Here is a 26,554-nt window from a genome sequence, read left to right as displayed (position 1 = left end):
TCCACCTTAAATTGGCAAGCGTGCGCGCAAACGGCTACTCCGAGGCGTGGCGGCAAAACGCCCGCCGCCGGGGGGTGCCCGCCGACGCGGTCGCCGAGATCGCGCGGCGGCACGCCGTCACGCCGGAGAGCTTTGCGATCCTCGCGCGGGCCGAGGAGATCAAGGACTCACACGGCAAGTCTTTCTTCCTGTTGCCGCCGGCAATAGGCGGGGACGACGCGCGCGCGGCGACGCTCATGACCTACGTCCTCAACGCCGGGACCGACTACGCCAAAGCGGGCCGCCGGCCGGCGGACTTTCCCGAGGCGCCCTACTGCGCCGCGGAGGTCGCGCGGATCATCAAGCGGCAGAACGCAAATCGCTGGAGTTACTCGCGCGACGTCCGGTTCGTGCACCGCAACGGGGGCCGCCTGGTGACGACCCCGAACGGCATCCTGATGGGAGTGGGCGGCAATTGGCTGCAGCGGCAGTTCAGCCGCCGCGGCGGCACCACCTGGGGCGACATCTTCATGCTCAACGGCGGCGAGCTCAGCGATCCGGCCGAGCGGCTGCGCCGGATCGTCCGGTTCGGGCTTGCGCCGAACGGCCCCGACTTGGACCGGGTGCTGCACCACGAGGAGCGGCACTGCCGGCAATGGGCGGCTAGGGGCTATCTGGGCATGCTCGGCGGCTACGGCTGGGAACTGGTCCGCGAGCTGGCCCTCGGCAAGACCAACCGTCTCGAGGAAGACGCCGGCCTGTCCGACGGGGGCTACAGGTGATACAGCGCACGAATCCCGTGGGAGAGCACCATCGCGCCGATCACCACCAACAGCACCGCCAGTAGGGCGGCGTTGTTCTTGTCCATCCAGTCCTTGACCCGCGCCAGCGTCGGGTCGAGGCGCTGACCGGCGGCCGCGTAGGCGAGGATCGGGACCGCGACGCTGGACGCCGCGACGACGACGAAGAACGCGGCGGCCAGCCAGTCCCCGCCGAGGCCCAGCCCGGCCGTGCCGATGGCCAGCCCGGCCGGCACGCAGATCAGCGCGACGTCCGGCCGCACCACCGCCAGCGCCGCCCCGGTAATCCCCGCACGGGCCGGGGCGATGGTGTCGAACGTTCGCATCCACGCCGGCGACTCGGAGTGGCCGTGCCGGGTGAACCATTTGAAGACGCCGTAGACGATCAGCGCCGCCCCGAGGACGACCCGCAGCCAGGACGACCACCGCGGCGGCGACTTGTCCAGACCGCCGAGCAGGCCGGAGGCGGCGACGGACAGCGCCGTCAGCGCGGCGATGCCCAGCACCCAACCGGCGAGGAAGGCGAGGCTGCTCGGCCGGGCCCGCGGCGCCTGCAACACCAGCACCGCGGGGATGACGGTGAGCGGCGAGAGCGAGATGACCAACCCGAGCGGAATCAGCCCGGTCGCGACGGTAGCCCAGCTTCCTGCCATGGGCAGCAATCTAGCCTGCCGCGCCGCTACAGCGCCTGAATTCCGTTGTAAAGCACCAACAAACCGATCAGGACCAGGATGACCGCGAGCATGGCGGCGTGGTTCTGCTCCATCCACACCTTGAGCCGTTCCAACGCGTCATCGAGGCGGCCGCCGGAGCCGACGTAGGCCAGTATCGGCGCGGCGACCGTCGACGAGGACACGGCGACGAAGACGGCGCCGGACACCCAGCCGGCCACGACACCGAGCCCGCCCGTGCCGATCGCCAGGCCGGCGACCGCGCACAGGATCAGCACCTCGAGGCGCACCACCGTCAGCACCACCCCGGTCACGCCGGCGCGCAGCGGGGTCAGCTTGGAGAACGAACGCATCCAGGCCGGGGTCTTGCCCTGACGATGCCGGGTCAGCCAGCGGAACACGCCGAACGCGACGAGCGCCAGCCCCAGCACCACACGCAGCCACGACGCCCACTTCGGCGGCGTCTGGTGCAGGCCGCCCAACAGGTCGGAGGCCCCGACGAACGCCGCGGTGAGGGCGGCCATGCCCACCAGCCACCCGCCGAGGAACGCCAGGCTGGTCGGCCGCGGCCGCGGCGCGTGTAGGACCAGCACTGCCGGGATGACAGTGATCGGTGAGACCGCGATGACCACCCCGAGCGGAATGAGCTTGGTCAGAACGGAAGCCAGGTTGTCTGCCACGGGCAGCAATCATCCCATTGCTCAGCCCTTCCGGCGCAACGTCCAGGCCGGCACCCAGTGCGTCACGGTCTTCCGCCTGGAGCCGTACGCGATCGGGTACGTGACCAGCCCCCACCAGTCGCCCTGCTCGCAGATGCCCCAGCAGCTCAGCCGGCCTTCGACGACCTTGTGCAGCTGCAGGCCGTTGGGCTGATACCGCCCCGAGCGATGGGGCTCGCGCGGGAAGAGCACCGTCAGGTCAACCAGCACGGCGATCGGCGGGCGCACCACGCGGAACGGGTCGCGGACCGGCTGCCCGTTGTATCCGATCGACGCCAGGTCGCCCATTTGTCGATCATACGTTCGAATGGCCCATCGATGAGCAACGTCATTTCCGGATCGCGGGCCCCGGCGGACGCCTATAGTCGCGTCACCGCTATCGAGGGGAAGATCCAGATGAGGACGTTGATCGCTGCCGGCTTCCTGGCGCTCGGCGGGCTGCTGACCACCGCGGTGGGCGTGGCCCACGCCGACGAGGTTCAGGTCGAGGGCGTCTACTCGACGGAGGCCGCGTGCCTCGTCGACGGCCCGAACGTCGAGATCGAATACGACAACGGGCGCTACACCCACTACACGTGCCGCGAGGGTGCCGACGGGCTGTGGTACCTGTACCTGAACAACGGCTGACGGCTCGGTCGGCGCGTCTGGCAACATAGCGGGCGGTGAGCGCCTCCGATACCCGCGAGTCACGACAAGCGTTCGACCCGCTGGTGGTCGGAGTCCTCGCGGCCGCAATAAGTTTGGCCGGCGCCGCCCGCCCGTCGTTCTGGTACGACGAGGCCGCGACCATCTCGGCCTCCTACAGCCGATCCCTGTATCAGCTGTGGCAGATGCTGGGCAACGTCGATGCGGTGCACGGCCTGTACTACCTGCTGATGCACGGCTGGTTCCAGGTCTTTCCGCCCACCGAGTTCTGGTCCCGCGTGCCGAGCGGTCTGGCGGTGGGCGGCGCCGCGGCCGGCGTGGTTGTTCTGGGCAGGCAGTTCTCGTCGCGCACTGTCGCGGTGGCGGCCGGGGCGCTGTGCGCGGTCCTGCCGCGGACGACGTGGGCGGGCGTCGAGGCGCGGCCCTACGCCCTTTCGATGATGGCCGCGGTGTGGGTAACCGTGCTGCTGGTCGTCGCGGCGCGCCGCGACGGCCCGTTGCCGTGGCTGTCGTATGGCGTCGCCCTGGCCGTGTCGATTCTGCTGGACGCGTACCTGGCGCTACTGGTGTTGGCGCACCTGGTGTTCATCGCCGTCTTTGTCCCGGCCCGAAAAGTGCTGCTGCGCTTCGCCATTACGGCGACGCTGGTGGTGGGCGCGCTGGCCCCGTTCTTGGCGACGGTCGCCCGGCAGTCGCCTCAGATCAAGTGGGTGCCCACGATCGGGCACCGGACGATCGAGGACGTGGTGGTCCAGCAGTACTTCGAGCGGAGCCCGCCGTTCGCGGTTCTCTCGGCCCTGGTGGTGGTCGCGGCAATTGTCTTGTGGCTCAGCCGGTCCGCGCGCCTGGCGCCGGGGGATCGGCAACTGTTGACCATCGCGGTCGCGTGGCTGACGATACCGACGGCGCTGATCGTGCTCTTCTCGGCGCTGGCCCACCCGATCTACACGCCGCGCTATCTGGCCTTCACCGCGCCGGCGATGGCGCTGATCCTGGGAGTCTGCACCGCCGCGGTGACCGCCAGGCCGTGGGCGGCGGCGGCGCTGGTCACACTTTTCGCCGTCGCCGCCGCACCGAACTACGTTCGCGCGCAACGTAACCCGTACGCCAAGTACGGGATGGACTACAGCCAGGTGGCCGATCTGATCACCGCCAAGGCGGCGCCGGGCGATTGCCTACTGGTGAACGACACGGTGACGTTCATGCCCGCCCCGATGCGCCCGCTGCTGGCCGCGCGCCCGGATGCGTACCGGAAACTGGTCGACCTCACGCTGTGGCAACGCGCGACGGACCGCCGCGACGTCTTCGACACCAACCTCATCCCGGAGGTCGTCACCGCGCCGTTGAGCCGGTGCGGCGTCGTGTGGATCATCACCCAGGCCGACCCCGCCGTGCCCGGCCACGAGCAGGGCCCGGCGCTTCCACCCGGCCCGGTCTACGGGCCCACGCCCGCCTTCGCGGTGACGCACGACCTGGGCCTGCGGCTGGTCGAACGCTGGCAATTCAACCTGGTTCAGGTGATCAAGGCCGAACGCTGAGGCTCACCAGATGCGGATGTAGTCGACGAGCATGTCCGCCGGGTAGCCCGCCGCGGCAGGATCGCCGGCGCCGACACCGCCGACCGCCAGCGTGAACATGGGCGTCATCCAGTAGCCGGGGTTGTTGAACGGCCACCGGAAGTCGTCCGGGGCGCCGCCGTGGACGTGGATGGGCTTGTTGGGAACGGTGAAGTACTGCGACCCGTCCCGCGAAAACTGGAATCCGTTTTCGCCCCAATGCATTTGCCAGGTGTGCCAGCCGCCGTCGACCAACCCGGGAATCGATTTCCCCTCCCAGGTTTTCCCGTTGGACGCCGCGTGGACCGTGGTTCCCGCGGGCCAGGAGCCGTTCCCGTACCACTCGAACAGGTCGACCTCGCCGTCGGGCAGCGGGTCCTCGTTGACACCCCAGAACGCGGACCACAGGCCGGGTTCCAAGCAGTTCAGCTTGATCTTCGCTTCCCAGGTTTGGTTGATCATGCTGCGGAAGTTGCCGCGCAGCTTGGCGCCGTAGTAGGTATCGCCTTCCTGGGTGGCGCGCAGCACCAGGTTGGAGTTGCCGTCCTGGAAGATGTTCCGGCGGTCGTCACGGTAGATCCCCGCGACCGGCGGGAACACGTCGTCCTGCCAGGTCTGCACCGTCCACTTGGCCGGGTCCGGAGCCGAGCCCGCCGGGCCGTCGAAATCGTCGGAGAAAATGTAGCCGCCGCCACCGGCCGACGGCGCCTTCGGCGGCGCCGGGAGCGACGGGTCGGCCAGCGCCTCCGGGATGGGGCTCGCCGCCACCGCCGCCAGCATGCCGAGTCCCGTGGTCAGCAACATGCTGCGACGATCCATATGCACTACCACCAATCTCTAACGCCGCGGCCCCAAGCGGGCCACGATCCCCCTGGGCAACTCTCGCAAACGGTGTTATAAAACCACGCGGAGGGGGCGGCACGCATCTCGCGAGCCGGTGCGTCGCCGTCCAATTCCGCGGACTAACCGCTGCTAGCGGGGCGGATCCGGGTCGCCGTCCGTCGCCGCGCGGGTTCCCGCCGCGTAAAGCAGTCGCTTGAGCTGGCGCTGCTCGTCGGCGGTGAGCCGGCCCAGGATCCGTTGATCGGCCGTGCGGACCGCGGCGTCGGCCCGTTTGAGCAGCGCCTTGCCGCGGCGCGTGAGCCGGGCCGGCATTGCCCGGCCCCAGGGTGTTGACGCCGGACGGCTCAGGGCGCCGCGCTCCTCGAGCGCGTGCAGCACCTGATTGGCCGCCTGCGCCGAGACGTGGGTGCCCCGCGCCAGCTCGGCGCTCGTGAGCCCGGGGTGGTTGGACAGGATCCGCATGCACACGAACTCCGGCAGGGACAGGCCCAGCGGTTTGAGCTCCGCGGCAACCTGGGGCCTCAGCGCCGCGGTGACCCGGTACAACAAAAACCCCAGCGGCGCCTCGTGGGATTGAGTCATACCCCTCATGCTGGCACGCGACCCGCCGCTCCGGACCACAACCATCAATTTACTTGACATCCCCGACCGCGGTGGTATCAAGGAGCTTGATAGTCCGATATGGAAAGGAACGACAGCGATGTCTGGTGGATTTTTCGGTGGTTTCGGGGGTTTCGGTGGTCCCGGTTTCGGTGGTCCCGGCTTTGGCGGCGAGGGCGAAAAGGGTTGGGGACACGGCGGCTTCGGGTTCAAGGGTGGTTTCGGCCACGGCGGACCCGGACGGCGGCCTTTCCTCAAGCGGGCGGCGTTCGTCACCGCGGCGCTGCTGCTCGACGGGCCGGCCGACGCCGCGCAGATCGTGCAGCGGGTGTCCGACGCGACCGAGGGCGCGTTCACGCCGCCGCAGGACGTGGCGGAGCTCGCCATCGGCCTGCTGGCCGGCCGGGGGGTGGTCACGGTCGACAACGGTGTCGCGACGCTGACCGAACTGGGTCGCAACCTGCTGGCCTGGCGGGGCGTGAGCAGCGAGACGGCGCACGCCTTTCTCGGGCGGGCGGCCAAGTTCGGCGACGTCTTCAAGATCCGCAGGGAGCTCTTCGAACTCGCCGGCCTGGCCCGCACCATCACCTGGACGGGCACCGACGAGCAGAAGCAGCAGCTCGCCGAGACCCGGACCAAGGTGCTGGAGGCTCTGACCGACGCCAAGAAGGCGCTGCACCGCGTCCTCGGTGAGGGCTAACCCGAAGCCGGTTCGCTCAGCTTGACCAACATCTTGCCGATGTTGGCCCCGGTGAACAGGCCGTTGAGGGCGTCGACGCAGGAGTCGACGCCCTCAAACACGGTCTGGCGCGCCTTGATTCGGCCCTCCTGCTCCCACTGACGAAGCGCGGCATGCGCCTCGTCGAAGCGGCCCCAGTCGTCGAGCGCGTTGAAGCCCTGCATCAGCGCGGTCTTCGACAGCAGGTTCACGTAGTTGGCGGGGCCGGGGTGCTGCCCGGTGAGGTAGCTGGAGATGACGCCGCAGAGCACCACCCGCGCCTTGGTCGCCAGCCGGCCCAGCACCGCGTCGAGGATCGGCCCCCCGACGTTGTCGAAGTAGACGTTGACCCGGCGCGGGCAATGCTGTTTGAGCGCGGCGGCGACGTCCTCGTTCTTGTAGTCGATGCAGGCGTCAAACCCGAAGTCCTCCACCACCGCCCGGCACTTCTCCGGGCCGCCCGCGATGCCCACCACGCGGGCGCCGGCGATCTTGGCGATCTGCCCGGCTATCGACCCGGTGGCGCCCGCGGCCGCCGACACCACCACCGTCTCCCCGGGCTGCGGGCGGCCGATATCCATCATTCCGATGTAGGCGGTGGCCCCGGTCGGGCCGTACACCGACATCACCGCCAGGTGATCCACTGTCCCCCTGCCCGGAACGGGCGTGCTGAACACGTCGTCGCGGATGATCACGTACTCCTGGAAGCCGCTCAGGGTGGTGACGACGTCACCGACCTTGAAGGCGTCGCAGCGCGTCGCCACCACCTCGCCGATCCCGGCCGCCCGGATCACCTCGCCCAGTTGCACCGGCGGAAGGTAGCCCGGTTGGTCGTTCAGCCAGGTGCGCACGGCGGCGTCGAGGCCGACGTAGGTGGTTCGCAGCAGCGCCTCGCCGTCGGCGGGTTCGGGCGCCGGCGTGGTGACCAGCTCGGTGTCGTCGGGCTGGACCAGCCCGGTGGGGCGGCGACGCAACAGGATCTGGCGGTTCGGCAACTCGGGCACGGTGCTGAAACTACCCATACGGGCCGATCCAATGGGAGCATCTTCGCATGAACTCGCAGGACGACCCGGAAGAGCGCATCCGCGAACTCGAGCGCCCCCTGGCCGACACGGCACGCGCGTCCGAATCCGGACAGGCGCCGCCGCCCGGCGGCTACCCGTATTCACCCGGCGCCTACACACCACCCGGCGCGTATTCACCGGGGTCGCCTTCGCCCCCGCCGCCGCAGAGCCCGTGGACCTACGGCGGCCCGCTCTCCGGGCCACCGCCGCGCTCGTCCTCGGGTAACCGCACCTGGTGGATCCTGGGCACCGTGATCGTGGTCGGATTCCTGGCGCTCGCCGGTGGCATCGCCGCGTTTGCCGCGCACCAGCTTTCGGGCGTCCGGTCGATGATCAGCTCGACGCCCACCATGCCCAGCGTCACCGCGACGTTCGGTCCACCCTCGAGCACGTCCCGGAAACCCACCCCGTCCAAGACCCGGACGACGACGCCGTCGACGTCACCCACCGCGCCGCCGGGCGGCAGCCTCAGCATCTCCGGCATCAACGAGAACCGCACCGTCGCCTGCAACGACAACATCGTCAGCGTGAGCGGGGTTTCCAACACGGTGGTGATCACCGGGCACTGCAAGAGCCTCACGGTGTCCGGCGTCCAGAACGCCATCACCGTCGACGCCGTCGACAGCATCGACGCCTCCGGCTTCGACAACAAGATCACTTACCACTCGGGCAACCCGAAGATCAGCAACGCCGGCGGTTCCAACGTGGTGCAGCAGGGCTGAGCGCGCCGCCGGGCTAGGTGGACTGCTCCGAATCCGAATCGTCGTCGAGGACGCTGACCGCGATGCCGTAGGGCAGGAAGCGCACCTTGCGCTTGGGGTCGACGTTGTTCTTGTTGGCGCGCAGCGCCTCGAGTTCGCTCGCGTAAACCTGTTCGACGTGGGCGCCGCCGTCGGCATCCACGGTGTAGATCGCCCACACCCCGTCACCGGCCTCGCCGGCAGTCTCCGGCCCGCGGCGTGGCCGCCGGGACAGGTCCTCGAACAACGCGGACCAACTTGTCCCCGGCACCGGCGCGGTGACAAATCTGCCGAGTTTCTCGAATACGTCCCGCAGCCCCTCGCTGCCCTCCCTGATCACGCGGTCGAAATCCTCGGGATCGAACCCGAACGCACCGTACTCGCCCACGCAGGCCTCCTTGCACAAACAGCGTTACTGCCCAGTGTGCGCTCAGTCGCCGCCTCGTGCCACGGGCGGGCCTGCGGGGCCGGGCGGCGGCGGGGCCGGCTGCTGGGGTGGGTTGATCGGAACTGGCACCGTGAAGAACGGGAAGTGCAGGTACAGGGTCAGAGGCGGCCGCTGATACGGCGGCGCCGGCGCGGGAGCCGCGACCTGCTCAGGCGGCGGGGCGGCGGGCGGAGGCGCTGGTGCCGGTGCCTGCTGCACGGGGGGCGGCGCCGATTCCGGCGCCCGCCGGGCGGGCGCGCGACGAGGCGGCGGCGCGGGCGCCTGCTGGACCACCGGCGCAGGCTGGGCCACCGGTGCCGGGGCGGGCGGCGCCGGCGGGATGGCGACCTCGGGCGCCGGGGCGGGCGGGGCCGGCGGGGCGAGCTCGGGCGCCGGAGCCGGCGGCGCCGCCACCGCGGGCGCCGCAGGGCCGGGCGGGCCGGGCGCGGGCACCTGCGCCTCCGGCTGCGGCACCCGGTTCGCCGGGGCGACGGCGCCCGGGGTGGGCTGCGGGGCCGGGGCGGGATGCGTGTCCGATGTCAGCGAAACCACCATGACGCCCGCCGCGGCGGCCGAGATCGCGGCCAGCGCGCTGCCGGCGAGCACGAACGACCCGCGCCCACGCGAGCTCGCGCCGTCCTCCGCCTCGAATTCCAGGGCGCTGTACGCCAGCGCGCCACCGCTTGGGTCGGCGTTGCCCCAGACGTCGAGGTAGGTCGACGTGACCGCTTGGGAATCCACCTCGCCGGTAGCCGGATCCAGTGCATAGGCCTGGGCAGCCGTCGACGAGACGAACAGCGGCGCGTTCGCCGACGCCAACGCGGCCCCGCGAGCCAGCGCCATGTCCGGCTCCTCCGGCACCGTCACGTCGAGCGCCGTCGCGGCCTCGAGCGCAGCCTTGATTGCGAACACGTCGTCGCCGCGCCCCGTCCCGGAGCCGACGACAAACACGCCCTCGGCCCGCCGGTCGAGCCCGGCCACCATCGCGGGGATCTCGTCGCCGATGTCGCCCAGCAGCTGCCGGCGGTGCAGGGCGGCGATTGAACCGTCGGCCACCTCGACGACCGCCCACGTCGCGCTGTCGTGCTCGACGAACAACATCGCGATGTGCGTGTAACCGAGCGCTTCGCCGACCGTCTGCGCCAACGCAGCCGCGGCGAGCAACGGGGAGACGAGCATGACCGCGCCGACGTCGTGCGCGGCGATCGCATCCCGCAGCGGACCGACGTCGGCGGGGTCGGTCCACGTCACCCCCGTCGAGGTCAGCCGGCAGTGGCTCGCGGTCGCTCCCTCCCGGGTCCCGACGATCGCGGCGATTACTTGATCGGCCGCCGCAGACGTTCCCGAGTCCTCGCCGGCGGCAACCGCGAAGCGGTCCTCTTCGACCGTGACACCGTCGGCGTTTTGGCCCTCGATGAGGACCAACCGCACCATCGAGGGTGCCATCGACACCCCCAGCACAATTTCCACTTGCGCCTCCAGGTCCTCCGAGACCCTCAACAGAGGGCACCAAGAAACAGACCCCGCCCGACTGGGTGACACCACGCTACTCGCGTGCGGCCGGATGCGCTCGTTCGATTCAGCTGTGATTGACGGAGGTCACAGGGCGCCGATCAATACCCCGGACTGAGGAACGGATTCTGCGAATTCCCCGGATACTGCGGGGCCGCAGGCGCCGGAGGAGCCTGGCTCGCCGGCACCGGAACCGGTATCGGCACCGGCAGCAGCGGCACGTGGATCCACTGCGTAGTCATCGGCACCGTCGTTGTGGGCGTCGTCGTCTGGGCCGCGGGCGGCGTCGTCGTCGGCGGCGGGGGCGGCGGAGGCGTGGTGGTCATCGCCGTCGTGACCGGCGGCTGGGTGGTGACCGGCGGCGCGGGATGCCGGGTGGGGACGACCGGCGGCGCCGTGGTGACGATCACCGGCGCCGGCGCGGCGGGCGGCGGCGACGGCGGGGGCGGCGGTGGCGGCGCCGGGCTGGGCACCGGTGCGGCACTGGGCGGCGGCGGAACCGGCGTCGGCGGCGGGGGCACGGGCCGTTGCGGCAGCGAACTGACGGGCGGCGCGGGCAGGGGCGCGACGGTGGGCGCCGGCGGCGCCTGGTGGTTTTCGATGCCCGACAGGGTGTAGGCCACGCCGCCGATCGAGGTCATGGCCACAACGGCGCACATCCCGACGACCAACTGCGAGAACCGGAGCCGCCGCCACGAGCTCGGTTTCGGCGGCTCGATGACGTTGAGGCGCATCGACCAGCCGGACCCGCCTTCTTCGTCGAAGGCAGTGGGGCTGTACGGGACCCGGATGTCCGGGCCGTATTCAGTTTGCGACCAGGCCAATTCGCGGTCCGTGAGCGCCTCGTCGTCAATCACCAACACGTCGCCGGCCGGCAATTCCACGATCTCCCCGGCGGCCGCCGTGAGCAGCCCGATGGACGTGTGCGTGCGGAGATCCAGCCGCTCCCCCCGGGCGGCGATCTGCAGCGCGCCCACGGCAGCGGCGTGCGCCGGCTCCAACGGGCTGACGACGGGCCGGCGGCCGTGCACCGAAAGGCGTTCCTTGACAAGGGGAATGCTGGCCCCGCCACCGACCATGACGACCGCCGACAGGTCGGACCAGCTCCTCTTGTGCCGGGCCAGCATCTCGTCGAACGCGTAGATTAAGCCGGACAGCCGGTCCTGGATCAGGTCGCCCAGCTCGTCGCGGGTCAGCTTCATGGTGCACCGGCGACCACCGAGCTCGGCCGAGAATTCGGCCACGGTTTCGGTGGACAGCTGCTCCTTGGCCGCGCGGCACTGCTCCCGGAGCAGGCCGAGCTGACCGACCGCCGCGGTGCTGGCCGGGTCCATCCCGCTGCCGTGCCCGAGTTCCTCGAAGACCTTGAGCAACAAGGCCTGGTCGATCTCGTCGCCGGAGAAGGCGGCGTAACGCATTGTGGGTGTGACGAGTTCGAAGTCGCCGGCGAGGTTGACCAAGGTGGCCGAGGTGCCGCCGCCACCGAAATCGAGCAGGCCGACCACGCCGGTGGCCGCGAGGCACAGCTCGGCGTTGGCCGCCGTCAGCGCCGCTATCGCGTCGGAAACCAGGCGGGGCGCCATGCCACTTCGGACGAAGCCCAAATGCGTTCGTAGACCGTTGCGCAGCGCCTGCACCGTGCCGGGTTTCCAATACGCCGGGACGGCGATGGAGATCTCCGACGCGCCGGAGTCAGCGCCGGCGGCCGCCACCATCGCGTCCAGCGCCTCCACCATGAGGAGGTCCGGGTCGTGGGCGGACCCGTCGGGTGACACCAGCGCGACCGAGTCACCGACGCGCTCCACGAAGCCGCGCATGAGCACGCCGGGCTCGGACAGCGCCGGGTTCTCCTTGGGCAGGCCGATTTTCGGCGCGCAGTGCGGATAAAGCGTCAGCACCGCGCGGCGTGCAACCGGCGAACTTCCGTCGCGCGCGGCGACGAGGTTCGCGGTCCCGATCGACAACCCCACTGGGTCGTACATAGAGCGAGAACTTTCGTCTATAGGGTCGGTGGCCAGCGTTAACCATAGCCGCGCACCGGCTGTATTCAGCCCGGCCGCAAGCTCATTGGTATCCGGTCGATGCCGTGTCGTCACCGAAACGGTATCGAGGCCTCCCTTGACAGAACGCGGGTGCTCAGATCACAGTGAGCGGCAGCGAGCGCCTCGGCTCGAATTGGAACGTCGATCCGTGGCTGACCTTCGCGACCTGCACCTCCGGCAGTTCCCTTGCCGCGGTATCGGTTTCGACCAGCTCGGCGGTCCAGTCGGTCTTGGTGCCGCTCACCCTCACCTCGAGGCGAGGGTCGACCGCGGTGGCGATCGCCTGCAGCGGCTGCACGGATTCCGGCGAGCACAGCGATATCCAGGCGGCGTCGTCGTGGGCGGGCGAGCGGTGCACCGTCAGCCGGTTCTGCGCCGTTTCCGCGACGACGTAGCCCGCGGGGTTGAGCAGCGGGTGCAGGTCGAGCACCCTGCGGGTTCCCTCGATCCCGCCGGGCAAGTGCAATGCGCGGTGGATCCGCTCGGCCCCAAGCCCGGCCAGGCCGGTCAGGCCGCGGGTGCACACGTCGACGGCGTGGGCGTCGTTGGCGGCGCGCGCCCGGACCGCGACGGCGAACGACAGATACAGCAGGTGCATCTGCAGGCACACCTCGTCGGCCATGCGCACCAGCGCCGAGTGCGAGAACGCCTCGAAGTCGAAATCGGACAGCAACGGTCCGGAGTAATCCGCCTGGCCCTCGTCGGAGCGGTCGATGGGATCCAATTCCCAAGTGGCGGCTCGCGTTTGGCGCACGATTTCCAGCGCCGGGATGCTCTGCGCCTCGGGGTAGGACTGGTCGATGACCACGGTCCAGGCGCAGTGCGGCTGCCGGTCCGCCGGCACCCGTGGCGGCCGGTGAATGGGGCGCATCTGCGCGCGCGGGTTGGTCGCCACCGCGGTGGCGTCGAACGTCGGATCCTCGATGGTGTGGCACATCCCGAAGACGTACTCGTCGCCCATCGGCTCCACGTCGAGCAGCGCGCCGCAGTGGTCGAGCTGGAACTCGCCGTGCCAACGGTCGTGAATGGTGTAGCGGAAGTCCATGAATTGCGGCGGCGCGCCGATGTCGAGCTGCAGGCCCTTGAAGATGGTGGGCACGTCGTCGCCCTCGTAGTTCAGCGCCCGCTGCATGCGCTTGGTGTAGATCGGGCTCGCGCCGGCCCACTCCTCGATGGCGATCTGCACCATCTCCTCGCGGCCGAACTCCGTGATGCACCACGCCATCCCGGAGCGGTCGATCATGTGCCCGACCAGCAGCAGTTCGGGAACCAGGACGGACAGCTCCTGGCGGGACAGCCCTGCGTATCGGGATCCGGTCACGGGCCAAAAATAGTCGGCTTTATGTTATAAAGTCAACAATGCCGATCGCTCCCACCCGTCGCACCAGCGCGCCGCGCAAGCGCGGCGATGACACGCGCACGCGGATCATCGACGAGACCGTGCGCTGCATCATGGAGGAAGGGTTCGCCGCCGCGACCGCCAAGCACGTGGCCGAGCGCGCCGGCGTGACGTGGGGAGTCATCCAGTATCACTTCGGGGACCGCAACGGCCTGCTGACGGCCGTCGTCGACGACGGCGTGGCCAGGCTGGTCGACAGCCTCTCCTCGGCCGACTTCAGCGAGCTTCCGTTGCGCGAGCGCATCGAGGTCGTCGTCGACACCGCGTGGAGCTGTTACAGCAGCCCGACGTCGATGGCCGCATTCGAGATCCTGCGCGCCACCCGGGGCGGGGCGGGCGCGTCGTCGCGGCGCCACCTGATGGAAATGAACGCCGCGATCGGCCAGCTCGGCCGGCTGATCACCGACGATCCGGCCAATGCCGGGGTGGCCGAGGTGATTTGGGCGGCGCTGCGGGGTGTGGTGCTGGTGCAGATGATCACCGGGACCCCCATCGACTGGAGCCTGGAGCGACGCGCCCTGATCGAGATGGCCACCCGCGCGCTGCAATGACGCCGCGACACTTACACCACGCACACGACACGCCGCGACGAGCCGCACACATTTAAGTCTCGGCGAAAAGCCAACCCACCCGTCCGACCACCACCGGCCGATCACCGTGTGCTGCAATGTCGGGATGACCCCTCAAGAGTTCGCCGACATCGAAGCCATCAAGCAGGTGAAATACCGCTACCTGCGGGCGCTGGACACCAAGCACTGGGACGACTTCGCCGAAACGCTGGCCGAGGACATCACCGCCGACTACGGCCCGTCGATCGGCAACGAGCTGCACTTCACCAACCGCGCCGACCTCGTCGAGTACATGCGGACGTCGCTGCCGCTCAACGTCATCACCGAGCACCGGGTGACCCACCCCGACATCACCGTCGACGGCGACACCGCAACGGGCAGCTGGTATCTGCAGGACCGGGTCATCGTCGCCGACCTCAACTTCATGCTGATCGGCGCGGCCTTCTACCGAGACACCTACCGGCGCACCGACGCCGGCTGGAAGATCAGCGGCACCGGCTACGACCGGACCTACGACGCGACCATGTCGTTGGAGGGCATGGACTTCAAGATCAAGCCCGGCCGCGCGCTGGCTACTTCGTAATCGCGATCACCGCGCCGGGCTTCAACCAGCGGATGATCTGCACCAGCGTGGCGTCGTCGATCGCCACGCACCCCTCGGTGGGCGCGCCGTCGGTGGTGTGAAAGAAGAACGCGGCCCCGCCGCCCGGCGTCTTGTTCTTGTTGACGCCCATCACGACGGCGTGCTTGTACTGCGGGATCTGCAGGTTCTCGCTGTCGGCCGTATTGAACGGGCACTGCGCCTTCTGGCAGACCTGCATGCTGTTGAAGGTGGGGCTGTGGTCGTCGCCGCTCCACCAATGGTTCGGCCCCACTTGCGTATACGGAAGCCCCCCACCGGGATTGGGTGCCGTGCCGAAGGCGGAATCGAGGGTGTACACGCCCATCGGCGTGGCCGGGACCCCGCTGCGCGCCTGCGGCGCCATGCCCGCGGACCCGACGTGGGTGGGGATGCCGGTCACCAGCGCCTGCCAGCCGCCGGTGCTGCGTTGGTAGATGTCCATCTTCGCGTTCGACCCGCCGGTGCTGACGACCGAAACCACCTGCGTGGCATTGCCGACGGAGTTCGCGAACCAGGGAGTCGCCGCACCGCTCACCGGTGCCAGCACCAGCGCCGCGACCATCAGGCACGCCGCAGCGCACAGCGAAGCGAGCAGTCGGCGCATGGAATCAATGGTCCGGCCACGCGAACGCCGGGGTCAAGTAAAGCTTTAGACCCGGTTAGGTCACCGCGGCGTTACCACCCCGGCCGAAACACCAACAGGCAAAGCAGGAAATAGAGGTAGCCCAGCGACCAGCCGGCCAGCACGTCCGACGGGTAATGCACGTTCAGCGCCACCCTGGCAATCCCGACCAACGCCAGGCTCAGCGCCGTCAGCGCGATCGCGGCGCGGCCCAGCGCGCGACTGAGCATCGGCAGCACGAAGGCAAGCATTGCCAGCAACGCCGACGTCACCTCGAGCGCGTGCCCCGACGGAAACGACGACGACGATGCCGCCACCAGCATGGTCGACGGCCGGGGGCGGTTCACCAGGGCCTTGGCCGCCGTCGTCACCAGACCGCTCAGCGGCGCGCAGGCCAGCAGCACCAGCGCCGCCCGCACCTGGCGCCTCACCAGCGCCGCGACCGTGGCCCCAAACCCCAACAGCCGCAACGGAACCGGACCGAGCGCGAACGACACGACGTCCCAAAAGCGCACCCACGCCGGGTGCTTGACCGCGACGCCGTGCGCCGCGTCGAGCAACGACCAATCGGCGCGGTGCAACCAACTCCAGCCCTCGCGGTACCCCACCCACATCGCGGCGTAGACAGCGACGGCCGCCACGGCGGCCGCGACGGTGCGGGTACGGGTCATCACCCCACCGATACCAGCACGGTCATACTGGCAGTCATGGCGGTCTTCGTCCGCAGGTTGTTCGGCATCGGCAAGCTACCCGCCGATCTGCACGCTCAGGTCGAGGCGGAGGGCCTGCTCTACCTCGCCGACTACGTCGCGGTGACCCGCCGGTTCGGCGGCACCATCCCCGGCGTGCGGCTGCCGCACAGCGTCGCCAGCTACGTCGGGTCGCTGGCCCTCACCTCGGAGCGCGTGCTGGCGACGGTGTCCATGCTGCCCAAGCTGGCCGGGCCGACCGTCGACGCGCGCTGGGACGCGCCGCAGACCGGCGCGGCCAAGGTCGAGATCTCGTCGACCGGTGTGCAGGTCGACGTCGACGTCAGTGAGGTCGACAAGAAGTTCAGCGGCCACCTGTCGCTGCACTACAAGGTGGCCCTCTCCCCCGACGTGCTCGCCGGCCTGCCGCGACGGTCGCTGGCCTTCGACATGCCGCCCGAGTACGTCTTCCGCGCAGTCGGCGTCACTTATAGTCCGTGAACGTCATCTTCGGCCAGGGCGGCTGCCGCAACACCGCCAGGCTGGCGATCACCGCCGCCAGCAGGCCGGTGATCACGCCGATCAGCGCGATCCGGTTGCCGTCCACGGCGGGCACCCAGGACGCCTCCCCCCGGTGCACGACGAACACGCCGAGCGGCTTGGCCACGAGGATCACGGTGGCCCCGTCGGCGGTCTCGTAGGGCTCGCCGTAGACGCGCGCGTCGGCGCCGTCGGCGGGCAGCTGGTCCAGCAGGTCGGAAAACTTCATGGAGCACTACGCTAACGCGGATTTCCCTACGATGGCTGGCGTGACCGATCAGGCGTTTAGCCCCGAGGAGCGGCGCGCCGTGTATCGGGTGATCGCCGAGCGGCGCGACATGCGCCGGTTCTCACCGGGCGGCGTGGTGAGCGAGGAGGTACTGGGGCGATTGCTGCGGGCCGCGCACGCCGCACCCAGCGTCGGGCTGATGCAGCCGTGGCGGTTCATCCGCATCACCGACGACGCGCTGCGGCGTCGCATCCACGCCCTCGTCGACGAGGAGCGGCCGCGCACCGCCGCGGCCCTCGGGGAGCGGTCCGAGGAGTTCCTGGCGCTGAAGGTCGAGGGCATCCTCGAATGCGCCGAACTGTTCGTGGTGGCGCTGGGCGACGACCGCGACAAGCACGTGTTCGGCCGGCGGACGCTGCCGCAGATGGATCTCGCGTCGGTGTCCTGCGCGATCCAGAACCTGTGGTTGGCCGCGCGCGCCGAAGGCCTCGGCGTTGGCTGGGTTTCCCTGTTCGATCCGCGACGGCTGGCGGACCTGTTGGCGATGCCCGACGACGCCGAACCGGTCGCCATCCTGTGCCTGGGCCCGGTGCCCGAGTTTCCGGACCGGCCGGCGCTGGAGCTCGACGGCTGGGCCTACGGGCGGCCGCTGCCAGAGTTCGTCTCCGAGAACGGCTGGGAATCGCGCCGAGCGTAACGCCCGGTGAACGCGACCACCCTGCGGTATCGTCGCCGGTCGAGGTGAGGCAATGACGGCTAAAGAGAACGTGCTGATCGTGCACTGGCACGACCTGGGGCGATATCTCGGCGTCTACGGCCACCCGGACGTGTCCAGCCCGCGCCTGGACCGGCTCGCCGCCGAGGGCATCCTGTTCACGCGGGCGCACGCCACGGCGCCGCTGTGCTCGCCGTCGCGCGGGTCGCTGTTCACCGGGCGCTACCCGCAAAGCAACGGCCTGGTCGGCCTGGCCCACCACGGCTGGGAATACCGCAGCGGCGTCCGGACCCTGCCGCAGATATTGTCCGAGTCCGGTTGGTACTCGGCGCTTTTCGGCATGCAACACGAGACGTCCTATCCGAAACGCCTCGGCTTCGACGAATTCGACGTGTCCAACTCCTACTGCGACTACGTGGTGGGCCGGGCCCAGGAGTGGCTGCAGGACAGCGCCGAAAACCTCGGGGGCCAACCGTTCCTGCTGACGGCCGGGTTCTTCGAAACCCACCGACCCTATCCGCGGGACCGCTACGAGCCGGCCGACGCCGCCGACGTCGACACCCCCGGCTACCTGCCCGACACCCCCGAGGTCCGCGGGGACCTCGCCGAGTTCTACGGCGCGATCACCGCCGCCGACGCCGCCGTCGGCCGGCTGCTGGACACGCTGGCCGAAACTGGCCTGGACGCCAACACGTGGGTGGTGTTCTTCACCGACCACGGCGCCGCGTTCCCGCGCGCCAAGTCCACGCTCTACGACGCCGGTACCGGCATCGGAATGATCGTCCGTCCCCCGACCAGCCGGGCCGCGGCGCCGCGCGTTTACGACGAGCTGTTCAGCGGCGTCGATTTCGTGCCGACGCTGCTGGACCTGCTGGGCCTGCGGGTGCCGGCCGACGTCGAGGGCCTGTCACACGCCGGCGCGCTGCTCGCGCCGGAGCCGCCGGCCGAACCGGTGCGCGAGCACGTGTACTCCATGAAGACCTATCACGACTCGTTCGACCCCATCCGCGCCATCCGCACCAACGAATACCTCTACATCGAGAACTACGCCGCCCGCCCGCTGCTCGACCTGCCGCTGGACATCAAGGACAGCCCGTCGGGGCACGCCGTCGAGCCGTTCATCGCCGGCCCGCGTCCGGAGCGCGAACTCTACGACCTGCGAACCGATCCCGCGGAGACGAACAACCTGCTGACCGGTGGCGACCCGGACGTCGACGCCGTCGCCGCGGATCTGGCTGTGCGCCTGCATGATTGGCGCCAGCGCACCGGCGACGTCATACCCTCGGAGTTCGCTGGCGTGCGCATCGCGGTGCGCTACACCGAAACCTACCTGCAGATCCACCACATGAAGCCCAGCAGCCGCTCGGCGATCGCCGTCGACCGCGGCATCGAGGAGTAGCTAAGCGCCGCCGACCTCGGCGACGATGAACACCCGGCGGAACGGGAAGATCGTCGTGCCGTCCGCCCGGGGCGGGTACGCGTCGTCGAGCAGCGGGATGAGCTCCCGGCGGAACTGCTCCCAGCCCTCGTCGTCGAGCCGCTCGCGCACCGGGACCAGCGCCGTTCCGGTGATCCATTCCAGCACCGGATTCTCACCCGTCAGCTGGTGCAGGTAGGTGCTCTCCCACACGTCGACGCGGCATCCCGCGTCCAGCAGCAGGTTGGTGTAGGTCATCGGTGGCTGGACCACCGCCCCGACGCGAAACGGTATGTCGCGCATTAGTTTTGCGTAGGGCTCGCGGCGGGCCAGCGCCCGCACCGTGGCGTGGGAGGGGGTTTCGAAGTTGCCCGGGATCTGCACGCCGATCCACGAGCCGGGCGCCAGCTCGCCGGCCCACCGCACCAGCAGATCGGTGTGCTCGGGCACCCAGTGCAGCGCCGCGTTGCACACCACCACGTCGGTGTCGGGCTTGGGCTTCCAGTCCCGCAGGTCGCCGACGACGGCGTCGATCCCGCGTTCCTTGGCCGCGGCGACCATCTCCGGCGAGCTGTCCATCGCCTCGATCGCCGCCTCGGGCCAGCGCCGAGCCAGGTACTTCGTCAGGTGACCGGGGCCGCAGCCCAGGTCGACCACCCGGCGCGCCTGCTTGGCGCCCACCCGCGACAGCAGGTCGTAGAACGGGCGGCTGCGATGGTCAGCAAAGGCCAGGTAGACGTCGGGATCCCACATGTCGGTCCTCCTGATCAACACCATCACGGCTCGAGCTGACAGATAAACCGTATTACCGCATGCCGCCCCGGCGCCGACCGAGTGGGCGATAGCATCGCGGTTGTGACACCGACCGACCCGGATCCGGTCACTCCCCCGGTTCCCGTACCGGACGTTCCCGGCGCCGACGTGCCCGCCGGCGCCGCGGGATTGCCGCCGCGCTCCGCGTTGTCGCCCCGTCAGCGAATGGTCGTCGAGGCGGCCGCCATCTCCGATCTGGCGCTTCGCACCGCGGTCGCGTCGGTGCTGACCACCACCGTCACCCCGGCGGTGCTCGCCAACTCCGTGCGTTCCGGCAGCGAACGCGACAGCCTGCGCTTCTACGCCGAGCTCGGCGCCGAGCGTGACCCGGGGAAGTCGTTTCCGGCGCCCACCGAGCTGCCCCGGGTATCGTCGCGGCCGGCCAATCGGCTCGCGGAGTGGACCGCGCACGGGACGGTCGACAACATCTCGTTCCCCAGCAGCTTCCGGGCCATCAACCCGGATATGCGCAGCCGGTGGAGCGCGTTCGCGTCGAACAACGTCGTGCACGCGCAGCACTGGCGCCACGGCGACGGACCGCACCCCACGCTGTGCGTCATACACGGCTTCATGGGGTCGTCGTACCTGGCCAACGGGCGGTTCTTCACGCTGCCGTGGTACTACCGCTCGGGCTACGACGTCCTGATGTACACCCTGCCGTTCCACGGCCCCCGCGCCGAAAGGTGTTCGCCGTTCAGTGGTTTCGGCTATTTCGCCGGCGGGCTGTGCGGTTTTGCCGAGGCGATGGCCCAGGCCGTGCACGACTTTCGGTCCATCATCGACTACCTGCGGCACACCGGCGTCGAGCGGATCGCGCTGACCGGCATCTCGCTCGGCGGCTACACCTCCGCGCTGGTGGCCTCGGTGGACGATCGGCTCGAGGCGGTGATCCCCAACTGCCCGGTTGTGACGCCGGCGACGATGTTCGACGAGTGGTTCCCGGCCAACAAGCTGATGGGGCTGGGGCTGCGGATGTCGAAGATCAGTAGGGACGAGCTGATCGCCGGGCTGTCATACCACTCGCCGCTGAACTACCGGCCGCTGATCGCCAAGGAGCGGCGGATGATCATCACCGGCCTCGGCGACCGGATGGCGCCGCCGGACCAGGCCGTCGAGCTGTGGGAGCACTGGAATCGCTGTGCGCTGCACTGGTTTCCCGGCAGCCACGTCCTGCACGTGAGCCAGCTGGACTACCTGCGCCGGATGACGGCGTTTCTCCGCGGGGTCATGTTCTAAACGGGTTCCGTCGCCGGCGCCCGGTGCGCGCCGGCCTCCGGGGTTGGGCAGACCAGTTCGTCCAGCAGGCCAGCCGGCTCCTCGGCGTGCCCGTCGAGTCGTCGCGTCGATGCCAGCTCCAGCGCCGCCAGCGCGGGGAGATGCTCGCCGCGTTGCGGGATCAGCCCGGCCAGCGGGGCGGCGGCCGCCGGGGGCGTGTCGGTCAGAAACGCGCACGCGGCCGCGACGGTGTGGTGCGTCCCATCGCCGGCGATCTCCAGCGCGGTCCACGTCTCGGGCACCGGGTGCGTCCGGATCGCCTCCAGCGTCTCGGGCAACGCGCCGTCGACGCGGACCTGGTATGCCGCAACGTAATCCGATGCTCCGCGCTGGACTCCGCGCCAGGTCTCGCGCGCGTTCGGCGCCAGCAGCCGCGGGGCGTCGTCGGGGGCGACGATGCCGGCCTCCCAGCCGATCTCGCGCAGGTGGTCGGCCAGCCGCCGGGCGGCCACGTGGGCCGTCTCGTGCAGCGGCATCCGCGACGACCGCGCCTGCAGCGCCGCCAGGTTGTCGACGGCCGAGATCGTGATCGCGATCCAGGTCTCGAGTGTGTCGGATGCGTTGCCGCGGTTGGTGATCCGGATCTTGTCGGCGCGGATGCCGTAGCGGTCCAGGTAGCGGGCGAGCAGCGGCAGCGGCAGCACGTCCGAGTCGCCGATGGGCGGCCCGAGCCGCAGCAGCGCGGTTGCCGTTGTGGCAGAACCGGATTCGGGTCGGGCCCCGCCGCCACGGCGGATGATTGCCCCGCGGCGGCGCAGGATCGTGGTGAAGTGCAACCCGCGCCACCAGCCGAACAGCAGGATCACCACGGCGACGGCGACGCCGAGCACCCAGTAGTCGCGCGGCGATCGCCACGGGTACGCCAGCACCGCGGGCACCACGGCCAGCAGCGCCAGCGTGATCCGGCCGGCGCCGGGGGTCGGTATCGAACGGCTCACGGGGTGCTCTCTTTCTTGCGGACGATCGCGGCGACCGCGGCGACGGCCGCGACCAGCAAAGCCAGCGCGGCGGTTCCGACGAACGCGACGGTCCGCGGGGTGGTGTCTTCGGGCGCGGGCGCCCGGGGCGCGGGGACGGGTTTCGCCGCCGCCACACCGGGTTGGTTGGCGGCGGGCAGTTCCCACGTCAGCGCGGCGACCGGGTCCACGCTGCCGGCGCCGACGACGTTGGACGGCGCCCGGGCGCCGTTGTGCGCGGTCGCGGTGATGCGCCGCACCACCTGCGTGGCGTTGAGTTGGGGATACTTGCTACGCACCAGCGCCGCGACGCCGGACACGTAGCCCGCCGCGTAGCTGGTGCCGCTCAGCGCCACCAGCTGCTGGTGGTCGTCGGGCAGGCCGTTGGCGAGACCGCCGCCGTCGCGGTTGCTCACCGACACGATGTTTTCGCCGGGCCCGGCGATGCCCACCCACGGGCCGGCCATGGTGAATTTCGACGGCTGCCCGTCCGGCGTCAGCGACGCCGCCGACAGCACGTACGGCTGCCACCACGACGGGATGGAGACCGACTTGACGCCCGCCCAGTTGCGGGGGTCGTCCGGGCGGCCGAGGTCGGTGAGCGGGTTGGATTCACACGACATCCCGCCGGCGACCGATCCGGTCGCCCCGGTGTTGCCCGCCGCGGCCACGATCACCGCGTCCTTGTCCACCGCCGCGTACCGGAGCGCCGCGCCCAGCGCGGCCTGGTCGACGGGGCGATCGGCGGGCAGGCAGGTGATCGCGGAGATGTTGATCACCCGGGCGCCGAGGTCGGCCGCGTGCACGATGGCGCGCGCCAAGGTCGCCACGTCGAGCGACGCCCGCGCCAGCATCGGATCGCCGCCCGGCGTGCGCGGCGAGAACTTCGCCGACGTCATCCTGATCGAGAGCACCCGGGCCGCGGGGGCCACCCCGGAGAAGCCGTCGTCACCGGGCTGGCCGGCGATGACCCCGGCGACCAGCGTGCCGTGCCCGTCGCAGTCGGTCAGGCCGTCGGTCGTCTCGACGAAGTCGCCGCCGGGATCGACGTTGGGCAGGCGCGGGCCCGGCCGAACCCCGGTGTCGATCACCGCCACCAGTTGGCCGTCGCCGCGGGAAAACCGCCATGCCGCAGGCAGATTCAGCATCGCCTGGCTGGGTGTCGTGACCGCCGGATCGCTGCCGGGAATGACACCGGAGGCGCTGCACGGGCCGCGCTGCTCCATCGGCTGCCCGGGGCCCGGGCTTCCGTTGGGCGGGGGCACGCCCGGGTCGACCGTCGGTTGGTCGATCGCCAACGCCGGCGGGCAGGCCCACATCACGGCCGCCAAAGCGGCCGTGACGCAAGCGAGTCCGGAACGGATCATCGATTGAGGACCCACGCGAACAGGCCGACCAGGTAGGCCAGGACGGGAATCAGCGACGCGTCGAGCCCGGCCGCGAGGAAGCCCAGCAGGCGGCGCAGCGGCAGCGAATAGCTCTCCGGCGAGGCGATGTGCGGGTTCAACGCCACCACCACCCAGGCCAGCGCCAGCGCGATCAGCACCGCCGCCGCACCCAGCGCGGCGCCGTACCGGCCGGTCGCGGCGTAGAGCACCAACAGCACACCGGCCGCCAGGTAGGGCTGGGCGAGCAGCCAGGCCTTGCAGGCGGCCGAATCCCAGACCCGGGCGCGCAGCACGGACGTGGCCGCCGTCGCACCCACCGCATACCAACCGAAGCCCCCCAACGACTCTGGGCGCAGCGCGATGGCCACCGAACCCAGGACGCTGAGCAACACCGCGGCGGCGATGAAACCGCTTTGATGCGCGTCACCGATCCGCACCCGCCGCGGCAGGTCCTCGAGCACGCGCAACGACGGCGCCGACGGGGTGGGATCGCCGGGTGCCGGAATCACCGGCAGCGGGAAGCGCGCCCACAGGGCGGACAATTGGGCGGCCTCGATGGTGACCAGCAGGGCCGCCACGATCAGCCCGCAGCCGATAGCCAATGTCGGTAGATGCCAGAGTGTTTCGGCGCCGGCGGCCAGCAGCACGGCGGCCCCCACCACCGCGGTCGCGGTGAAGAAACCGACGATCCGCTCGCGCTCCGGGCCGGGGACCACCAGGGCGATCAGCGACCACGCGGTGACGCCGGCCGCGGCCAGCATCAGTTGCGACGGCCCGAACCTGCCGGGCACCGCCAACGCCAGCGCGGCGCCGATGGGCACCAGGGCGGCGATCGACAGCGCCATTCCGGTGCGCGGGGAACGCGCGGAGGTCAGCAGGCCCGCCACCGCGGTCAGCGCCGCGACCACGCTGACCGCGACCAGCCCGGACAGCGCGCCCGTCGCCGCCCGGTAGGTGACGCCCAGGCCGGTCGTCAGCAAGGCCACGGCGATCACCGCGGCCAGCGCGCCACGCTGGATATGCGCTGTGCCCCAGGGCTTCAGCCGCGACGTCGAGAAGATCATTGCGGCGTCGGCGATGTCCTCGACGATGCCCGGCGCGGCGGGACCGGCGGGCACCGGTTGCAGCGCCAACAAATCACCGTCCACCACCCCGACGGTGTCCAGGCTGGCGTCGAGGCTGAACGGCGCTCCGCCGATCGGCGCCAGGCTCAGGTGGGCCGCCGCGCGGGTGTCCGGGCCGTCGTCCGCGTCGCCGTTCGATGCGGCCGGAACCGCCAAACGCTTTACCGCGGGCAGGATTTCGCGCAGCGGCAACTCGGTGGGCAGGGCCATCTCCGTCAGCCTGCTCTCCGCGAGGATGGCGACGCGGACGATCGGCATCACGGTGCCGGACGTCACTTGGCGGCCCTCAACAGACGCTGCGTCCATTCCTGCGACATGGTTCTCTCTTCTCTATCTCGTTGCTGTTTGGTGTTGCTCGGAAAAATCTCGGGACAGCCGCCGGCCGGGAAACCACTGGCCCTCCGGCAGCAGGGCGGTCAGGTGTTCGATCGCGACGGCGATCGCGAACGGCGTGCCGGGGGCGAACGTCGAGACCCACTCGCCGTCGAAGGCTCGCGAGGGGCTCACCAGCACGCGGCCCGCGGCGGTGTCGACGATGCTCATGCCGACCTCGGTGGTGGCGTGCTGCCCGTCCCGGCGGCAACCGGCGACGACTTCGACGTAGCTGCGCGGTCCGGAGAAGACCGCCTCCACCACCGGCCGTGCCGACGCCGGGATCCCCAGGTATTCAACGACTTCCGACAGCGATGCGCCGGACCGCAGCCGCTCGTCGGCCCGGGCGCCGACGCGCATCGGCATGCTGAACTCGTCGAATCGCGCCGGCGGCCGCTGGGCCAGCCCGACGCCGAGGACCGGGACCAGCCCACGGGCGTCGTCGATGTCCATCGCGGTGAAGGTGACGAGCTGCGCGCTGCGCAACGCGACCACCGTCTTCGGCGTTGCACCGCTGCGCTGCGCGACCACGCCGCGCAGCAGCTCACCCGAGCCGGTGGCGTTGGCGGGTCCCACGTAGCGCAGGTCGAACCACCGGTCCGGGAAGCAGACGGCCTTGATCCAGCCGGCGACCGCCGGGTTGACGAGTCCGTCTTGCGTCACCAGACCCATCCGGGTCAGCTCGGCACGCTGCCGCTCGAAGAACTCGGCGCGTTGCGCGGCGTCGCGATAGGGCGTGGTGATCGCCAGAACCCACGGGAAGGTGCCCGCCCCAATGGTTTCCGCGATGAACCACGCGTGGTCGACCGTCAGCTCGACGGCGTTCGGTGCTGTGTTCATTGAGCGAGAGTTAACCGCCCCATTTGGCGGCTTCGGCCTGGTCGCGGGCGAGCATGGCCGTGGTGTTGGCCTCGTGGGTGCTGGCCATCGCCTGGTAGGCGCGCACCAGCGATTCCATGGCCTGGTTCCACTGGGCCTGCCACACCTGGTAGGTCATGCCGGTGTCGCCCTGCCAGGCGTTGGACAGCGTCGCCTGCTCGCTGGCGATGTCGGCGCCGAGGCCCTGCAGGGTTCCGGCGTAGCCGGACATGTCCGCGGCGTGGCTCAGCATCGCGGGGTAGTTGTACATGATCTGTGACATCACAAGTCCTTTCGCGGTGGTAGCTCGGGTCAGATCGTTGATCAGATCGAGGTGTAGCCGGAAGCGGCGGCGGCGTCGGCGGCCACGTAGGTGCCCGCGGCGTCACCGAGATTGGCCTGGGCGATGTCCAGCAGGGTGTTGACCCGCGCCGCGGCCTCCACGAAGCGGGCGTGCGCGGCCTGGAATGCCGCCGAGGACTCGCCCTGGTGGAACGCCTGCGCCGACATCGCCTCCTGCTCGGCCTGGCTGATCGTGCTGCGCATCAGCGCGGCCTTGGCGGAGAACGCCGACTGCGCCGCCACCAACTGCGGGATGTGAGCGTCCAACATGCTCATGGTGATTGGTTTCCTTTCGCTCTCTTCGGATT

31 protein-coding genes are annotated in these 26,554 nt (G+C 70.2%); 11 read left to right on the top strand and 20 right to left on the bottom strand.

The genetic code is table 11. From position 1 onward, the window contains the following. Positions 1–20: 20 nt before the first annotated feature. Entirely contained in the window at positions 21–761 is a 741-nt protein-coding gene (locus AC5Y7V_RS03790; protein ID WP_499878688.1) for a hypothetical protein, read from the top strand. Here the strand turns inward: AC5Y7V_RS03790 and AC5Y7V_RS03785 are convergent. Genes AC5Y7V_RS03785 through AC5Y7V_RS03775 form a run of 3 tightly spaced genes read right to left on the bottom strand, consistent with a single transcriptional unit; the run spans position 752 to position 2,457 of the window. Next, complete coding sequence (locus AC5Y7V_RS03785) at positions 752–1,432, bottom strand: GAP family protein (RefSeq protein WP_499878687.1); 681 nt, start codon at positions 1,430–1,432, stop codon at positions 752–754. The genes AC5Y7V_RS03790 and AC5Y7V_RS03785 overlap by 10 nt on opposite strands. A 26-nt stretch (positions 1,433–1,458) precedes the next feature. Beyond that, entirely contained in the window at positions 1,459–2,130 is a 672-nt protein-coding gene (locus AC5Y7V_RS03780; protein WP_499878686.1) for a GAP family protein, read from the bottom strand. A gap of 21 nt (positions 2,131–2,151) precedes the next feature. After that, complete coding sequence (locus AC5Y7V_RS03775) at positions 2,152–2,457, bottom strand: hypothetical protein (RefSeq protein ID WP_499878685.1); 306 nt, start codon at positions 2,455–2,457, stop codon at positions 2,152–2,154. Between the two features lie 30 nt (positions 2,458–2,487). Between AC5Y7V_RS03775 and AC5Y7V_RS03770 the strand changes: the two genes are divergently transcribed. Beyond that, entirely contained in the window at positions 2,488–2,796 is a 309-nt protein-coding gene (locus AC5Y7V_RS03770) for a hypothetical protein (protein ID WP_499878684.1), read from the top strand. Positions 2,797–2,831: 35 nt separating this feature from the next. Further along, on the top strand, positions 2,832–4,352 hold the full coding sequence (locus AC5Y7V_RS03765; protein ID WP_499878683.1) for a glycosyltransferase family 39 protein: 1,521 nt from the start codon (positions 2,832–2,834) through the stop codon (positions 4,350–4,352). A gap of 3 nt (positions 4,353–4,355) precedes the next feature. Here the strand turns inward: AC5Y7V_RS03765 and AC5Y7V_RS03760 are convergent, their stop codons facing one another. Both AC5Y7V_RS03760 and AC5Y7V_RS03755 read right to left on the bottom strand, forming a co-directional pair. After that, complete coding sequence (locus AC5Y7V_RS03760) at positions 4,356–5,189, bottom strand: glycoside hydrolase family 16 protein (protein ID WP_499878682.1); 834 nt, start codon at positions 5,187–5,189, stop codon at positions 4,356–4,358. Between the two features lie 153 nt (positions 5,190–5,342). Continuing rightward, positions 5,343–5,795 carry a MarR family winged helix-turn-helix transcriptional regulator gene (locus AC5Y7V_RS03755; RefSeq protein WP_499878681.1) on the bottom strand — a complete coding sequence of 151 codons (453 nt, stop codon included), beginning with the start codon at positions 5,793–5,795 and terminating at the stop codon, positions 5,343–5,345. Between the two features lie 118 nt (positions 5,796–5,913). Between AC5Y7V_RS03755 and AC5Y7V_RS03750 the strand changes: the two genes are divergently transcribed. Then, positions 5,914–6,513, top strand: coding sequence for a hypothetical protein (locus tag AC5Y7V_RS03750; RefSeq protein WP_499878680.1), 600 nt, complete (start codon positions 5,914–5,916; stop codon positions 6,511–6,513). Here AC5Y7V_RS03750 and AC5Y7V_RS03745 read toward each other — a convergent pair. Continuing rightward, positions 6,510–7,535, bottom strand: a complete 1,026-nt coding sequence (locus AC5Y7V_RS03745) for an NADP-dependent oxidoreductase (protein ID WP_499878922.1) — start codon at positions 7,533–7,535, stop codon at positions 6,510–6,512. The two genes, AC5Y7V_RS03750 and AC5Y7V_RS03745, sit on opposite strands and share 4 nt — an antisense overlap. A 47-nt stretch (positions 7,536–7,582) precedes the next feature. Here AC5Y7V_RS03745 and AC5Y7V_RS03740 point away from each other — a divergent pair, with 47 nt between their 5' ends. Then, entirely contained in the window at positions 7,583–8,317 is a 735-nt protein-coding gene (locus AC5Y7V_RS03740) for a DUF3060 domain-containing protein (protein WP_499878679.1), read from the top strand. Positions 8,318–8,330: 13 nt separating this feature from the next. Here AC5Y7V_RS03740 and AC5Y7V_RS03735 read toward each other — a convergent pair whose 3' ends face one another. From AC5Y7V_RS03735 to AC5Y7V_RS03720, 4 genes are all read right to left on the bottom strand, one after another. Then, on the bottom strand, positions 8,331–8,723 hold the full coding sequence (locus AC5Y7V_RS03735; protein WP_499878678.1) for an Rv0313 family protein: 393 nt from the start codon (positions 8,721–8,723) through the stop codon (positions 8,331–8,333). Positions 8,724–8,765: 42 nt separating this feature from the next. Continuing rightward, positions 8,766–10,232 (bottom strand): DUF7159 family protein, encoded by a 1,467-nt coding sequence (locus tag AC5Y7V_RS03730; RefSeq protein WP_499878921.1) that lies wholly within the window; start codon positions 10,230–10,232, stop codon positions 8,766–8,768. A gap of 143 nt (positions 10,233–10,375) precedes the next feature. Then, positions 10,376–12,256 (bottom strand): Hsp70 family protein, encoded by a 1,881-nt coding sequence (locus tag AC5Y7V_RS03725; protein ID WP_499878677.1) that lies wholly within the window; start codon positions 12,254–12,256, stop codon positions 10,376–10,378. Positions 12,257–12,410: 154 nt separating this feature from the next. Further along, the gene (locus AC5Y7V_RS03720) at positions 12,411–13,637 is read right to left on the bottom strand and encodes a hypothetical protein (RefSeq protein ID WP_499878676.1); all 1,227 of its coding nucleotides are present in this window, start codon (positions 13,635–13,637) and stop codon (positions 12,411–12,413) included. 38 nt (positions 13,638–13,675) lie between these two features. On the opposite strand from AC5Y7V_RS03720, the gene AC5Y7V_RS03715 reads away from it, so the two are divergent. Both AC5Y7V_RS03715 and AC5Y7V_RS03710 read left to right on the top strand, forming a co-directional pair. Then, positions 13,676–14,266 (top strand): TetR/AcrR family transcriptional regulator, encoded by a 591-nt coding sequence (locus tag AC5Y7V_RS03715; RefSeq protein ID WP_499878675.1) that lies wholly within the window; start codon positions 13,676–13,678, stop codon positions 14,264–14,266. 106 nt (positions 14,267–14,372) lie between these two features. Next, positions 14,373–14,867: a nuclear transport factor 2 family protein gene (locus AC5Y7V_RS03710; protein WP_499878674.1), complete on the top strand. Its 495-nt coding sequence runs from the start codon at positions 14,373–14,375 to the stop codon at positions 14,865–14,867. Here the strand turns inward: AC5Y7V_RS03710 and AC5Y7V_RS03705 are convergent. Together AC5Y7V_RS03705 and AC5Y7V_RS03700 are read right to left on the bottom strand one after the other, a co-directional pair. Beyond that, complete coding sequence (locus AC5Y7V_RS03705; RefSeq protein WP_499878673.1) at positions 14,857–15,510, bottom strand: L,D-transpeptidase family protein; 654 nt, start codon at positions 15,508–15,510, stop codon at positions 14,857–14,859. The two genes, AC5Y7V_RS03710 and AC5Y7V_RS03705, sit on opposite strands and share 11 nt — an antisense overlap. Positions 15,511–15,581: 71 nt before the next feature. Next, positions 15,582–16,199, bottom strand: coding sequence for a phosphatase PAP2 family protein (locus AC5Y7V_RS03700; protein ID WP_499878672.1), 618 nt, complete (start codon positions 16,197–16,199; stop codon positions 15,582–15,584). A gap of 36 nt (positions 16,200–16,235) precedes the next feature. Between AC5Y7V_RS03700 and AC5Y7V_RS03695 the strand changes: the two genes are divergently transcribed. Next, a complete protein-coding gene (locus AC5Y7V_RS03695) occupies positions 16,236–16,718 on the top strand; it encodes a hypothetical protein (protein ID WP_499878671.1) in 483 nt (160 codons plus the stop codon). Here AC5Y7V_RS03695 and AC5Y7V_RS03690 read toward each other — a convergent pair. Beyond that, on the bottom strand, positions 16,702–16,986 hold the full coding sequence (locus AC5Y7V_RS03690) for a hypothetical protein (RefSeq protein ID WP_499878670.1): 285 nt from the start codon (positions 16,984–16,986) through the stop codon (positions 16,702–16,704). The two genes, AC5Y7V_RS03695 and AC5Y7V_RS03690, sit on opposite strands and share 17 nt — an antisense overlap. 31 nt (positions 16,987–17,017) lie before the next feature. Between AC5Y7V_RS03690 and bluB the strand changes: the two genes are divergently transcribed. Further along, entirely contained in the window at positions 17,018–17,683 is a 666-nt protein-coding gene (gene bluB, locus AC5Y7V_RS03685; protein WP_499878669.1) for a 5,6-dimethylbenzimidazole synthase, read from the top strand. A 52-nt stretch (positions 17,684–17,735) separates the two neighbouring features. Then, the gene (locus tag AC5Y7V_RS03680) at positions 17,736–19,100 is read left to right on the top strand and encodes a sulfatase family protein (RefSeq protein WP_499878668.1); all 1,365 of its coding nucleotides are present in this window, start codon (positions 17,736–17,738) and stop codon (positions 19,098–19,100) included. Here the strand turns inward: AC5Y7V_RS03680 and AC5Y7V_RS03675 are convergent, their stop codons facing one another. Then, positions 19,101–19,871 carry a trans-aconitate 2-methyltransferase gene (locus tag AC5Y7V_RS03675; RefSeq protein WP_499878667.1) on the bottom strand — a complete coding sequence of 257 codons (771 nt, stop codon included), beginning with the start codon at positions 19,869–19,871 and terminating at the stop codon, positions 19,101–19,103. 102 nt (positions 19,872–19,973) lie between these two features. Here AC5Y7V_RS03675 and AC5Y7V_RS03670 point away from each other — a divergent pair, with 102 nt between their 5' ends. Then, positions 19,974–21,167 (top strand): alpha/beta hydrolase family protein, encoded by a 1,194-nt coding sequence (locus AC5Y7V_RS03670; RefSeq protein ID WP_499878666.1) that lies wholly within the window; start codon positions 19,974–19,976, stop codon positions 21,165–21,167. Here the strand turns inward: AC5Y7V_RS03670 and eccE are convergent. Genes eccE through esxG form a run of 6 tightly spaced genes read right to left on the bottom strand, consistent with a single transcriptional unit; the run spans position 21,164 to position 26,522 of the window. After that, a complete protein-coding gene (gene eccE / locus AC5Y7V_RS03665; RefSeq protein ID WP_499878665.1) occupies positions 21,164–22,144 on the bottom strand; it encodes a type VII secretion protein EccE in 981 nt (326 codons plus the stop codon). The genes AC5Y7V_RS03670 and eccE overlap by 4 nt on opposite strands. Beyond that, entirely contained in the window at positions 22,141–23,529 is a 1,389-nt protein-coding gene (gene mycP, locus AC5Y7V_RS03660) for a type VII secretion-associated serine protease mycosin (RefSeq protein ID WP_499878664.1), read from the bottom strand. The genes eccE and mycP overlap by 4 nt, the downstream gene beginning before the upstream one ends. Further along, positions 23,526–24,980, bottom strand: coding sequence for a type VII secretion integral membrane protein EccD (eccD, locus tag AC5Y7V_RS03655; RefSeq protein WP_499878663.1), 1,455 nt, complete (start codon positions 24,978–24,980; stop codon positions 23,526–23,528). The genes mycP and eccD overlap by 4 nt, the downstream gene beginning before the upstream one ends. Before the next feature lie 24 nt (positions 24,981–25,004). After that, the gene (locus AC5Y7V_RS03650; protein WP_499878662.1) at positions 25,005–25,886 is read right to left on the bottom strand and encodes an ESX secretion-associated protein EspG; all 882 of its coding nucleotides are present in this window, start codon (positions 25,884–25,886) and stop codon (positions 25,005–25,007) included. A 10-nt stretch (positions 25,887–25,896) separates the two neighbouring features. Beyond that, positions 25,897–26,187, bottom strand: a complete 291-nt coding sequence (locus AC5Y7V_RS03645) for a WXG100 family type VII secretion target (RefSeq protein WP_067013661.1) — start codon at positions 26,185–26,187, stop codon at positions 25,897–25,899. Positions 26,188–26,228: 41 nt separating this feature from the next. After that, a complete protein-coding gene (gene esxG / locus AC5Y7V_RS03640; RefSeq protein ID WP_067013645.1) occupies positions 26,229–26,522 on the bottom strand; it encodes a type VII secretion system protein EsxG in 294 nt (97 codons plus the stop codon). Positions 26,523–26,554 lie beyond the last annotated feature (32 nt).

It is taken from the genome of Mycobacterium sp. NGS34 (assembly GCF_059812845.1).
Note: the sequence above shows the minus strand (reverse complement) of the source record. Positions and strands in the feature narration are given on the sequence as shown.